Source organism: Pseudalkalibacillus hwajinpoensis (assembly GCF_039851965.1).
GTDB lineage: Bacteria > Bacillota > Bacilli > Bacillales > Guptibacillaceae > Guptibacillus > Guptibacillus hwajinpoensis_E.
The window spans coordinates 1,172,340-1,185,192 of the sequence record NZ_CP156674.1; the positions used below are offsets into that span (position 1 = coordinate 1,172,340).

At 39.7% G+C, this 12,853-nt stretch carries 12 protein-coding genes, 1 pseudogene and 1 riboswitch; of the genes and pseudogenes, 2 read left to right on the forward strand and 11 right to left on the reverse strand.

The features are described 5' to 3' along the window. Positions 1-106: 106 nt before the first annotated feature. Positions 107-1,069, forward strand: coding sequence for a DMT family transporter (locus ABFG93_RS05900; RefSeq protein WP_347551441.1), 963 nt, complete (start codon positions 107-109; stop codon positions 1,067-1,069). A 94-nt stretch (positions 1,070-1,163) separates the two neighbouring features. Here ABFG93_RS05900 and ABFG93_RS05905 read toward each other — a convergent pair whose 3' ends face one another. The 10 genes and pseudogenes from ABFG93_RS05905 to ABFG93_RS05950 all read right to left on the reverse strand — a co-directional run bounded on the left by ABFG93_RS05905 (position 1,164) and on the right by ABFG93_RS05950 (position 11,143). Continuing rightward, complete coding sequence (locus ABFG93_RS05905) at positions 1,164-1,331, reverse strand: serine protease (protein ID WP_347551443.1); 168 nt, start codon at positions 1,329-1,331, stop codon at positions 1,164-1,166. Between the two features lie 21 nt (positions 1,332-1,352). Next, positions 1,353-3,137, reverse strand: coding sequence for a phosphomethylpyrimidine synthase ThiC (thiC, locus tag ABFG93_RS05910; RefSeq protein ID WP_347551445.1), 1,785 nt, complete (start codon positions 3,135-3,137; stop codon positions 1,353-1,355). Between the two features lie 139 nt (positions 3,138-3,276). Then, positions 3,277-3,391, reverse strand: a riboswitch (TPP riboswitch). Between the two features lie 140 nt (positions 3,392-3,531). Next, positions 3,532-3,771 carry a GlsB/YeaQ/YmgE family stress response membrane protein gene (locus ABFG93_RS05915; RefSeq protein WP_347551447.1) on the reverse strand — a complete coding sequence of 80 codons (240 nt, stop codon included), beginning with the start codon at positions 3,769-3,771 and terminating at the stop codon, positions 3,532-3,534. After that, positions 3,768-4,976: a Bcr/CflA family efflux MFS transporter gene (locus ABFG93_RS05920; protein ID WP_347551449.1), complete on the reverse strand. Its 1,209-nt coding sequence runs from the start codon at positions 4,974-4,976 to the stop codon at positions 3,768-3,770. The genes ABFG93_RS05915 and ABFG93_RS05920 overlap by 4 nt, the downstream gene beginning before the upstream one ends. A gap of 146 nt (positions 4,977-5,122) precedes the next feature. Further along, positions 5,123-6,807: pseudogene (locus ABFG93_RS05925) on the reverse strand (ABC transporter ATP-binding protein). A 429-nt stretch (positions 6,808-7,236) separates the two neighbouring features. After that, on the reverse strand, positions 7,237-7,752 hold the full coding sequence (locus ABFG93_RS05930; protein ID WP_347551451.1) for a DinB family protein: 516 nt from the start codon (positions 7,750-7,752) through the stop codon (positions 7,237-7,239). Positions 7,753-7,872: 120 nt separating this feature from the next. Beyond that, positions 7,873-8,361 carry a hypothetical protein gene (locus ABFG93_RS05935; protein WP_347551452.1) on the reverse strand — a complete coding sequence of 163 codons (489 nt, stop codon included), beginning with the start codon at positions 8,359-8,361 and terminating at the stop codon, positions 7,873-7,875. 27 nt (positions 8,362-8,388) lie between these two features. Continuing rightward, complete coding sequence (locus tag ABFG93_RS05940; RefSeq protein ID WP_347551454.1) at positions 8,389-8,955, reverse strand: cysteine hydrolase family protein; 567 nt, start codon at positions 8,953-8,955, stop codon at positions 8,389-8,391. Between the two features lie 132 nt (positions 8,956-9,087). Further along, positions 9,088-10,434, reverse strand: a complete 1,347-nt coding sequence (locus tag ABFG93_RS05945; RefSeq protein WP_347551456.1) for an ATP-binding protein — start codon at positions 10,432-10,434, stop codon at positions 9,088-9,090. 22 nt (positions 10,435-10,456) lie between these two features. Next, complete coding sequence (locus ABFG93_RS05950) at positions 10,457-11,143, reverse strand: response regulator transcription factor (RefSeq protein WP_347551458.1); 687 nt, start codon at positions 11,141-11,143, stop codon at positions 10,457-10,459. A 186-nt stretch (positions 11,144-11,329) separates the two neighbouring features. Between ABFG93_RS05950 and ABFG93_RS05955 the strand changes: the two genes are divergently transcribed. Then, positions 11,330-11,710: a PepSY domain-containing protein gene (locus ABFG93_RS05955; protein WP_347551460.1), complete on the forward strand. Its 381-nt coding sequence runs from the start codon at positions 11,330-11,332 to the stop codon at positions 11,708-11,710. Positions 11,711-11,876: 166 nt separating this feature from the next. Here ABFG93_RS05955 and ABFG93_RS05960 read toward each other — a convergent pair whose 3' ends face one another. Then, positions 11,877-12,092, reverse strand: coding sequence for a hypothetical protein (locus tag ABFG93_RS05960; protein WP_347551461.1), 216 nt, complete (start codon positions 12,090-12,092; stop codon positions 11,877-11,879). Positions 12,093-12,853 lie beyond the last annotated feature (761 nt).

Below are 12,853 nucleotides of genomic sequence, written 5' to 3' on the forward strand. Positions count from 1 at the left end.
ATATTTTCACTTCTTTTCTGCAGAATATTGACACTAATACTTAAGATCCATAGAATTGTAGAAATAATACATATCTTGTAAATTTCGAATAACAGGAGCGATAGAGTTGAATACTTCTAAATTCCCTACTAGAAATTATGTAGCATTAGGAACCATATTTTTGATAATTTCAGCATTATTGACCGCTGGAAGTAACGTCTATTATTCAAATAATGTGCAGGATATTAGTCCATTTACCTTTACCTTTATTAGCTTTTTGGTAACTGCTGTGTTTTTTCATGTCATTCAATTAAAAAACTACACGAAAAATATGCGAATCGATTCATTCAATTATAAAAATATTATTGGTATTAATCTCAGCACTGCTGGTGTATTTATGAGTTTTTATTTCGCCCTTAAATATATTGAACCCGCAATCGTTGGTGCCATTGAAATTGGAGTTGGACCTATTTCTTCTTTAGTAATAGTTAAACTCTTGTACCATCGAAACGTACACCGGTTAGATATATTTACCGGGATTGGTGCGTTGACTGGAAGTCTTTTTTTGATTTTCGCTACCCTAAACGGAAATTCCGGGATAGTTTTTCATTTTAGACCACTTGATGTAATAGGACTTATTTCAGCTACTTTATGTGGATTTTTTGCAGCTCTAGCAGCAATATATTCAAAAAACCTTAGTGAAGCCAACTGGAGTTCTAGTAAAATACTCGCTCATAGATTTTATGCCATTATTGCAATGTCGCTAATCCTTTCCCTTCAGCAAGGTAATATGCTCGTACAATTAACATCTAATTTGGGATGGATTTTGGTCATATCTATTATCGGAGTAGCCATTCCGTTATATTTCCTGCAAATTGGTATCCAACATTCTGAAACGTTCTTTGTTATGATGTCGTTATCTTTCGTTCCAATATTTACTTACGTTTTTCAATTTTTTGATCCCCGGATCACTCCTTCTTACCATTCGCTATCTGGAATATTGATGATATTAGGATTCGCTTTGTTTAGTGTGTACGTAAATAGCTTGAGAAGTAGACGCGTAGCAAGTCATAAAAAGATGGCAATATGAAATAACTCTCATATTGCCCTTTGAGTAAAGCACCCTATAAAATAGACTTTTAAATTGGCTACTTTATAGGGCTTTTAGTTTGAGCTAGATATAGTTAGTAATATAGTATTTCTACCTTATTGCATTTCTGGCATCTTTCAAAATTATGATTTCCTTTATAATGGTGATCACAATTATTTTGAATCCCTTTTAAACAATTCTCCAAAAAAGCAAGGTGATTTTTCGTTTGCTTAATTTCTTCTTCAATTTTTTGAACCTTCATACCTACTCCCTCCTCGGATAGTTATTGATAGATATCCCCACCAGATTTCTTGAACTCTTTAGCTTTCTTCTGCATCCCTTTTTCAATATCTTCTTTCGTAAAAAGTTCATTATCTTTTGCATAGTTACGAATATCCTGAGAAATTTTCATACTACAGAATTTTGGTCCACACATAGAACAAAAGTGTGCTGTTTTCGCTCCTTCAGCAGGTAATGTTTCATCATGGTACTCAATAGATCGTTCTGGATCCAAAGATAAGTTAAACTGATCTCTCCAACGAAATTCAAAACGTGCTTTTGACAAGGCGTCATCCCGCTCTTGGGCCCCAGGATGTCCTTTTGCTAGATCAGCGGCATGAGCCGCAATCTTATAAGTTATAACCCCTTCACGCACATCATCCTTATTGGGTAAGCCTAAATGTTCTTTTGGCGTTACATAACAAAGCATTGCAGTACCATACCAACCAATCATAGCTGCACCAATTGCAGATGTAATGTGATCATAACCAGGAGCTATATCAGTTGTAAGCGGTCCAAGTGTATAAAAGGGAGCTTCTTCGCACACTTCTAATTGTTTATCCATGTTTTCTTTAATAAGATGCATCGGCACATGACCAGGTCCTTCAACCATAACTTGAACATCGTGCTTCCATGCTATTTTTGTTAGTTCTCCAAGAGTCTCTAATTCAGCAAATTGAGCTTCATCATTTGCATCAGCAATAGAACCAGGACGTAACCCATCCCCCAGGGAGAAGGAAATATCATAGGTTTTCATAATTTCACAAATATCTTCAAAATGAGTATACAAAAAGCTTTCCTGGTGGTGATACAAGCACCATTGTGCCATAATTGAGCCACCTCGAGAAACAATACCAGTTAAACGTTTTGCAGTTAGCGGCACATATCGCAAAAGAACACCTGCATGGATTGTGAAGTAATCCACACCCTGCTCTGCTTGTTCTACCAAGGTATCTCGGTAAACCTCCCACGTAAGGTTCTCGGCAATACCATTGACTTTTTCTAATGCTTGATAAATTGGGACCGTACCCACCGGGACGGGCGAGTTTCGGATGATCCATTCTCGGGTTGTATGAATGTCTTTTCCAGTTGATAAATCCATTATATTATCTGCACCCCAACGTGTAGCCCAAGTCATTTTTTCTACTTCCTGTTCAATAGAGGATGATACAGCTGAGTTCCCAATATTCGCATTAATTTTGACGTGGAAATTACGACCTATAATCATAGGTTCGGTTTCAGGGTGATTAATATTGGAAGGGATAATCGCACGACCTTTTGCAACTTCATCACGTACAAACTCCGGTTCCATATTTTCCCTTAATGCGATAAATTCCATTTCAGGGGTGATCATTCCCTGTTTAGCATAATGAAGTTGTGAAACATTTCTTCCTTTTTTAGCACGCAATGGTTTACGCTTTAATCCAGGGAACACTTTGGTGTTTGCACGAGGATCACTTTCAACTTTATAACCATTATCTTCAGGCTTAATTTTGCGTCTTTCATATTCTTCAACATCGCCGCGTTCTTGAATCCACGATTTGCGAAGGACTGGAAGGCCATTAGTAATATCAACGGAATAATTGGGATCTGTATACGGCCCACTAGTGTCATACACCAGAACGGGAAGATTCTCCTCTTCTCCAAATGTCCCCGTTGTTGGACTTAACTCAATTTTACGTTTGGGTACTTTTATGTCAGGTCTTAAACCTGATATATATACTTTTTGACTACCTGCAAAACTAGACATGATGGAAATGTTTGCTCTGTTTAATGAAGATGTTGACATAATAATTCCCTCCTATTTTGGTATTAAAGGACGAGAACTAAATCACACCAACTAGAAAAGTGTATCGAAGCACATAAAAAAGCCGGGACCATAATAAATGGTTGGACCCGGCTAATATGTATACAGAAGTAGTGTTACATGATGGTTGCTCTAACTTCCCTACGCTGGTATGATCCAGATCAGGTCCAAAGAGTCAAGAAACTTCAATGCGTTTCCTTCTCAGCCCAGCTCATTGGGCTCCCCTAGCTATTTCTATTTAATTTGACTACATTATATATGATTATTGGAAAAAACCCAATACCTAACTGAAGATGACTCAATCATTTTTCCAACATACAATAATTTATCACGCAGTTTTTCACTAAATAACCCCTTTTAATTTTATAAATATTTATTAATCATTCCTTTTTTTACGAGTTTTCCCCATAATAAAGCTCACAATTATAACTAAGATGATTGAGCCGATAATAGCTGGGATAATCGCAAATCCACCAATCTTTGGTCCAAAGTTTCCAAAGACAAGTGTTCCTAACCATGCACCAACAAACCCAGCAATAATATTTCCGATAATACCTCCCGGAACATCACGACCGGTTATAGCGCCAGCTAGCCAACCTATAATGCCACCAATCACTTAGCTACTACTTTATTTTTACTCGTTAACGTAAAGAATGCGATCGCGCCGATGGAAGAGGTCGTAAATAAGGTGACACCCATTGGAACAGCTGTCGTTTCATCAAGTCCAACAAGTGGCGAAACCATTGAGCCGAATAATAACGGCAGCATTCCTAACACCGCACTAGCACTTCCTGCTCGGTGCCCCTGTTTTTCCATCGCAAGGGTAAATGTACTTGTAAGAACCATTCCCATCGCAGTCATGTAGATAAAAATCGGAATAACTAGCGTTGCAAGCGGTCCTTCTATGATTGTCATTAAGAGAAGAAACGACGTAGCCGTCACTGCCGTAATGACCGCAATCATGAGTAAACTTCTTTCATGCAGGATAGCGCTAAAGCGTCCGATCATGTAACTCCCCGAAATAATTGCTAGACCATTAATTCCAAATAGAATACTAAAAACTTGCGGAGACACGTCATAGATCCCCTGATACACAAAAGGTGTGCCAGACACATACGCAAAACTACCCCCGTGTACAAATCCAATCGTTATGGCATATCCAATAAATGACCGGTCTTTTAACAGACTTCCCATCGTCCGAATGGAATGGCCAATCGTGCTCGGCATGCGCTTTTCAGGAGGAAGTGTCTCCGGTAGTTTTAAAGCAATGACCATCACAATAATCAGTCCGAGAAAACCTAAGAAGTAAAATATCGTATTCCACGTTGCGAATGGAAGCAACAATATTGCTCCGCCAGTCATCGGTGCAATCATAGGGGCTGTGGCATTAATCACCATTAGAAGCGCGAAGAATTTCGTTAACTCTCTCCCGCTAAACACATCACGTACGACTGCTCTTGAAAGAACAACACCTGCAGAAGCGGTGAACCCCTGTAAAAAGCGTGCGATGACAAGCGTAATGATGTTCGGTGCAACGGCACAGAGAATCGAAGAAACTGCAAATAAGAAAATAAAAATCATTAATGGCTTTCTTCTGCCCTGCCCATCACTGTAAGGCCCTACAACGATTTGTCCGATCGCAAGTCCGATCAAACAGGTTGTTAAACTAAGCTGAACAAGCGAAGCTCGAGCACTTAAGTCACTTGCAATCTCGGGGAAACTCGGTAAATACATATCAATATTAAGTGGCCCTAATACCCCTAGCATTCCTAGAAGCAAAGCCAGACCCAGACGTTCTTTTCCCGTTGGATTATGTAGCATAAATTCAAACACCTTTCTTACATAAACTTCTATTTAATTTAGTATTCAATTGATTTTAGCAAAGAGGGATTTTCAAAACAATCAATTTGAATTTGTTCGGAAATAACAAGACGATTCCCATTATCGCAGGAATCGTTTTGTTATGATTATCCAAATTGAGCTTTATGCAATCTGCTATAGATCCCACTGGACTCAATAAGCTCCTCGTGGTTTCCTTGTTCGGCGATACCGTCTTGTGTTACGACAAGGATACGATCAGCATTTTTTATCGTTGCTAACCGATGGGCAATCACAAGTGTCGTTCTCCCTTCTGTTAACTCTTCCAATGACTTCTGAATTGCCACCTCCGTTTCAGTATCAAGCGCTGAAGTAGCTTCATCCAAAATAAGGATAGGTGGATTCTTCAGGAACATACGAGCAATCGCGAGTCTCTGTTTTTGACCGCCAGAAAGCTTGACCCCTCTTTCACCAATGATTATGAATAAAGTCGTCCAGTCTTGCCTTGCGGGCAGCATCTAGGATTTCTTCATCTCCTGCCTGAAGATTCCCATAAGCAATGTTTTCGCGAAATGTTCCTGAGAAAAGAAAGACATCCTGCTGAACAATTCCAATTTTGACTGCGTAAGGATAATAACTTTAATTCACGTATATCAATATCATTAATCGTTACCGCACCCTCTTGAATTTCGTAAAAACGAGGAAGCAGACTGCATAAGGTGGTCTTTCCTGCGCCGGATGGCCCCACAAAGGCAATGGTTTCTCCAGGCTGTATCGTTAAACTAATATGGTTAAGGACAGGGTGGTGCCCCTCGTAGCCGAACGAGACATCCTTGTAGTGGATGACTCCCGATAAATCCATTTCAATCGCATCTTCAGCATCCTGGATATCAGGGTCCGTGTCTATGATTTCTGTGTAACGCTTAAAGCCAGCAATCCCCTTTGGATAACTTTCAATAACCGCGTTAATTTTTTGGATCGGACCGATTAGAATATTCGATAGGAGTATAAAGGCGACGAACTCCCCGTATGTTAATTCGCCAGAAATCACATAATAGGTACCGAATAGTAAGGTGAATAGGGTAACAATTCTCATTAACAGATAATTGGCCATCACATTTTGCGCCATGATTTTGTAGGATTGCAGCTTTGTTAGACGGTAGCTCTCATTATTCTCTCTGAACTTCTCCTGTTCATGTTTTTCATTAGCAAACGCCTGAACAACGCGGATCCCACCGATACTGTCCTCTACTCTTGAATTGATTTCCGCAACATCCTGGAACATTCTCCGAAACGTTGTTGTCATTTTCTTGTTAAAGTAGATGGCTAGAATAATCAGAAGTGGAATGACGATGAATGATAGGAGCAAGCTTCCAGTTAATGCTCAGCATTAATCCAAAGGATCCTAAGAGAGTCATAATGGCCACAAATACATCTTCTGGTCCATGATGCGCTACCTCTCCTATCTCCTCAAGATCCTTCGTTAAGCGTGAAATACTATGCCCTGTTTTACTATTATCATAATAACCAAATGATAGCTTTGCATATGGGGAAACAACTTCTGACGCATGTCAGTTTCAATATTTATACCTAGCTTATGGCCCCAATATGTAACAATGTAGTGTAATCCAGTATTAAGTAAATAAATGAACAGCAAGCCAGCACATGCCAGCAGGATAATGCTCCAATTCCCTTCTGGAAGCAAGCGATCAATCACCTGATTAACAGCGAGGGGAAAAGCGAGTTCTAATATCCCTACAACAATGGCAGAAACAAAATCAAGGATGAAAAGCCATTTATAGGGCCGATAGTATGAAAAGAATCTTGAAACCAAACGAGGACCTCCTTCTTACGTAATCAATCAACTTGGCGAGTCTTTTCGAACCAGTTCTCTTCCATCATACTTCATGACAATCTTATTTACATGAATTGTTTTGTGAAATAGTAGATTATATCCTTATTAATCTTCTACAACCATGGAGAATGAACTTTTGTATCTAATTAACTTTACCATTGTGATCAAAATAGAGTACAAGTATTTACACATCTTCAAATAGAGAGAGCCCTCCAGCGATAGGTTGACGGAAGAACGAATGAAATTAGCAATTACCGCTAGGATAGGGTTATTCAAGGATGTAGACGGGAAGAATTGAAGAAATTAGATGAACTAATTAACGAAGCAGAGCCAATAAAAAGACGCCAGACTGATTACTTCAGTTTAACGTCTACTTGGTACTGAATAATAGAGTTTGACTTTTTACTGCTACCCTTGTTCTGGATAAGCTAAAAATCGATTGATATCTGATGCCTTAATGAGATCTGTGTCCGGTGGTTCATAGCCAAGGTGGCGAGCCATCCAAACAATTTGCCCTTTATGGTGGAATTCATGGGTAGTTGTGTGAGTAAACAGCCACAAAATAGAGAACTCTTCCTCATCTTGCTGTTCAGAATCAGATCGGCTGATCTTCTCTTCATGCCGTCCTTCAAATTCATCTAAAAACCGATAAACGAGTTGATCGACACCTTCGAATAGCTCTCTCATCTCACTCACCTCCACAACCTGGTTAGGACGCTTCGAAAAGTCATGGTCTTTCAAGCTGAATTTACCCAACCAGTAGTAGTAGCATTCCGCAGTGTGTTGATGAAGAGATCGAATCGATTTCCCATCAAACGTGTCTATTTCTTTCAAATAATCATCCTGGTTTATCTTCTCACAAAAATGAAAAAGTAACTTTCTTGTATGCTTGATCCAATCATATTGTTCTTTCAAAAGATTCATGGCTTTTCCTCCTGTAGTCATTACGTAGATTAGATGGAGACTTGAGTCTCTTAACGTCTCTATTCCTTCTCGCCTTTTAGCTAAACCTTCCTAACATAACGGAGAAAAAACCTTCATCTTTTAGTATTTGAGCTTTTTCAAAACAAAATAGCTGACACAACTACCCCCTACAACGACGATTATTACTTTTGTCACAATACTAAAGTAGTCATACTTCCCGCCACCGTATTCCCCTCTTCTTAACGCTTTCTTGAATACACCGTCACTTACCTCAACTGCAATGGCTTCGTCGGTATTTATATTTTGTATGGACCAATAATTCGTGCCTTTCTCGTATGCATTCGAAAAGTTGCCAGCATATGTTTCCATATCTGAATATCTAGTTACCTGCCCAATTTTACGATCAACTTCTGATACCTTTTCATCAACCACTTCATACATGTACCCGTTCCAGACGACAAACGGGTATTCCCAGGAAGTAGCAAACGTGGGAGCCGGAAATAGATTGCTAAGCGCCAGGCTAACCAGAAAAACGAGCTGTAAGGAATGCTTACCTCTCAAACCATCAAAAAGCCCTTTCTCCATAGGTGCATTATCATATAAATTCATTACTTCAGCTCCTAAAATCACATTAAGTTAATCTTTCGGAAGCTCCATATCACTTATCAGCTGCTCAGTTGAAAAAATCGTAGCGAATTCCTCGTGCAGCGTAGCTAGTGTAATGTCATGGATGCACTCAGGCTTATGATAAATTCCATTTTGATCCGTTAATCCGTAAGCTGCCGTTGCATCTGAGATTAGAAACGTTTTAAAACCTAAATTACCACTCATCCTTGTTGTTGTTGAAACACAATGAGGCGTTGTTAAACCTGTTATCACGACCTCATTTATATGACTTTCGTTTAAGTGCTCTTGTAACCTGGTACCAATAAAAGCGCTATTCACTTTCTTCGTAAAAATAACCTCATCAGCATTTGGTTTCACAATGCTTTTAATCTTAAATCCTTTATGTTTAGGGTGGAAAACTGAGTCTTGGTCATCAGACTGATGTTGTATATAAATGACTGGGTACCCTTTCTCTCTCCATAATTCTAGTATCCTTCTAATGTTGCTTTCAGCTTCAATGTTATTCCGCTCTCCCCATTTACTGTCTTCAAAAGCTTCCTGAACATCGACGATCACTAAGGCTTTGTTTGGCTTCATGATGCATCCTCCTCTTATTAAGTATTTAAGCACGATTCTTTTCCATTCATTTTAGCATAATTATCCATTTATATTTTTTGCTCTAGTAGATATAAAAAAGATGAATTCTCATAAAAGAATTCACCTCTCCGCTCATCTCACAGGCAATCGGACAGTAAATGTGCTCCCTGCGCCTTCTTCACTTACTACTTTGATTGTCCCATTATGATTCTCAACTAGTTCTTTCGCAATCGATAATCCAAGTCCGGTCCCACCCGTTTCTCTCGAGCGGTTTTGATCAACACGATAAAAGCGTGAAAAGATTTTACTCTGCTCATTATGTGGAATACCGATTCCAGTATCAGAAACGTTTAGCGAAACAACATTATCCTTTTGCGTTAATTCAACAGTTACTCGTCCTTCCGATGTGTAGCGAAGGGAGTTCTCGATTAAAATAACTGCAATTTGCCTGAGCTGCTCTTCATCTCCTGAAAGGGTGACATCTTGCTTAAGAATTCCTGAAATGGGCACCTGATGATTTCCTTCAAACTGGCTGATGACTTCATCAACAACTGCTGTAACATTAACCTTTTCCTGTTTACTATCCTGGTGTTCATTTCTGGCGATGGTGAGCATTTGCTCAAGAATCCGCTTCATGCGGGCGCTCTCATCATCTAGGGCCTGGATGGATTGCTCTAATACATTTGGATCATCCTTCCCCCATCGTTTAATCAAGTTAAGATGGCCGCGAAAGGCGGTTAAAGGGGTTCTAAGTTCGTGAGAGGCGTTCGAGACGAAGCTCTTCTCCCGCTCAAATTGTTCCTCTAGTTGTTGCAGAAGCTGATTGAAAGTACCTGCAAGCTCCTTCAATTCTTTTGGACTTTCCGGTTCAGGTATCCGCTTCTGCAAATCTGCGGACCCTCTCATCATACCAACTTCATCTGTAATGAGTAAAAGAGGGTGCAGACTCTTTTTCGTTAGATGGTAAATCAGAAATGACCCCAGAACGATGCTCAAAATTCCTGTAATAAGGAGGATGTAGAAAATCAGTTGAAGAAACTCGAGCTCTTCTTCCAGATGAACTTTAATGTTTATCACGCCATTTGCTCGAAACGGTACGTCACTTCTATAAAATAACCCTTCCTCGCTGTTCCATATAAACTGGTCAAACCACGGCAGGGTCACTTCATCTTCTTTATCAAGGGTTTCATCTTCACCTCGTGAACGAGCGAGCACGTCACCGTTCTGGCTAATTTCTACATAGTAATTTGCATGATCTGGATATAGTACTTCATCAAGCGCTTCCTGTAATTCATCATCACCCGTAACGATGACAAGTTTCTCTTCGATTGCCTGCAGCTCGTCCTGTGTTCGTTCAAACAGGAAAAAATTAATTGCACCGAGTACAATGATCCCAATGATGAGAAGGGCGATCACAAACTGCCACACATACCATGAAGTAAATTGATGAAGCAGTGATTTATTCCGTTGTTTCTTCAAGATGCTTCCCCCTGACTGTCGCTTATGAGGAACGGAGGATATAACCAATTCCTCTAACTGTATGAATTAATGTTGGCTCATAATGACGATCAAGCTTGTTTCGAAGGTAGCGTATGTAGACGTCGACTACATTCGTCTCTCCTGCGAAATCATAACCCCAAACAGCGGAGAGAAGCCATTCACGGCTTAGTGCTTCTCCCTCATGTTTTAGTAGAAACACTAATAAATCGAATTCCCTTTGCGTCAGATCAATCTCATCATTTTCACGCCTCACGCGTCGACTTTTCAAATCAACCTCAAGATTTTCGATTTTCAATATATCCTCATTTGGTCTATCCCTTGATTTGGACCTTCTCATCACTGCTCGGATTCTTGCGAGTAATTCTTCAATTTCAAATGGTTTCGTAATGTAATCATCCGCACCGCGATCAAGTCCGATTATTTTATCTCCGACATAATCACGCGCTGTTAGAATAATGATTGGAACATCACTTGCTTTCCTGATCCGCCTGCAGACTTCAAGCCCATCAAGCTTTGGTAGCATCCAATCCAATAGAACAACGCTATATTCTTGTTCACGAAAGCGATTCATCGCTTCTTCGCCATCTTTCGCTGTGATTACGTCGTACCCTTCATGTTCAAGCTCTAACTGAATAAAGCGAATGACATTTATTTCATCTTCTACAAGCAAGATCGATTCTTTTTCCATTACCTTCACCTCTCAAGTCAACTCTCCTTTTATTGTATCGATCCTTAAACAGATATTCATCTAAAAGAAAATGAGAATTTCATGAGAATACCCTCATCCTATTCTCATCCCTGTATCCTTTTTTTATCAGATTCTTTCCGTATCATAATAATTGTAAGATCACCAATCACATGAGGAGGAAGTATTATGAATATAAAAAAATCATTAATCATCGGAGGAGTAACACTTGGACTTGTAGGGGGAGGCTTCCTTTATCAAGGAACGGACGGAATGGAAAATGTCCTTGCTAATGAGAACGAAAGCAAGCTAGCAGAAGAAGCGAAAATAACACAGGCAGAAGCTGAGAAAATTGCAACAAAAGAAGTTTCTGGTGAAGTAGTTGATAAAGAAGTAGAGAAAGAAAAGAACACAATTGTTTACGAATTTGAGATAAAAACCGAGTCAGGTGAAGAGGAAGTAGAAGTAGACGGTATGAATGGAAAAGTACTCAACGTTGAAGTAGACGTTGAGTATGATGACAAAGAAGACGACGATGATCAGGATGAGAATGAAGAGTCAGCTCAGTAATATGTCTATAAACATAGAAAATGCTCAGATGCTTATAATCTGAGCATTTTCTATGTTCACATATTTATTGTCTGTTCTAACTACTCTAAAACCCTCATTTAATAGTGATGGTTTTAGAGCTTTTTTCTTAGTGAAAAAGCACCTTTAGGTTATTCTCCAGACCTTGTTAACCAACATCCTTTGCTTTCCTCACTCTAGAATGCCTGTATAGTGAGTTATAGATAATCATCGAAAAAGCATAACAAATTGCTATAATGACAAAAGCGATCAAATACCCCTGTTGAAGCAGGAATAAGCCAATAACAATGAAAAGTAAGACTGCTACAAGGTTAACCATCATATTACTACGTGTGATCTTCTCTTTTGTGATAGAATGATTCATTTTCACTCCACCTCTTTTCATCAAGAATACGTAATCCTCTTGTCAGCCACCATAAATTGACCAATCTTCTCTTTTCCAACCCCTCACTAATTCTACGAGTACAATTAGTAAATGTTTCATTTATCTTACAATTCATTCTTCTGTACCATCTTTTCCTAATCCGCTCCACCTTCCTGACCCTTCCTCCCCATTCCCACCTACCTATGATTTAAATAGGTAACTTGACTTTTCACTCTTCAATCCACTGAAGGCACTAGATCAGATAGGAAACATTGGACAGAGAATGACTACCTTTACAGTGCTGACAATAACGCATCAGTACTGTAAAAGTAGCCGTCCACTTTACTGAAGTATACTGAGACCGTCTTAGGGGTCCACCGTATCACCCGATTTGAACGCTTGAATTCCTTCAACAGCGCGCTTTCTACACATCAAACCAGTCCAATGTGCGTCGTCTGCGTGCTGCTACCCGTACCGTAGTACGCCTGGTTACCTTGCCGAACCGTAAGGGCCGTTCTCGCCATAGCTTCTCACCACAGAAACCGGGAACTGCGTTTAGCCTGAGAACGCTGAATTTTCTGCATCGGCTTCAGCTCACCTGGCAAGTTTAGTTTTGAAACGTGTGGTAGACCTTCCACGTTTTGAACAACGGCACACTTTAAGAAACCTCACCATCTTCAATTTTAAATAGAGGATGGGAAGCCGTTGTTCGATATGAAGTTTGAGCGTGCTGTTATGTATGGCATTTCACAGGGAAAGCG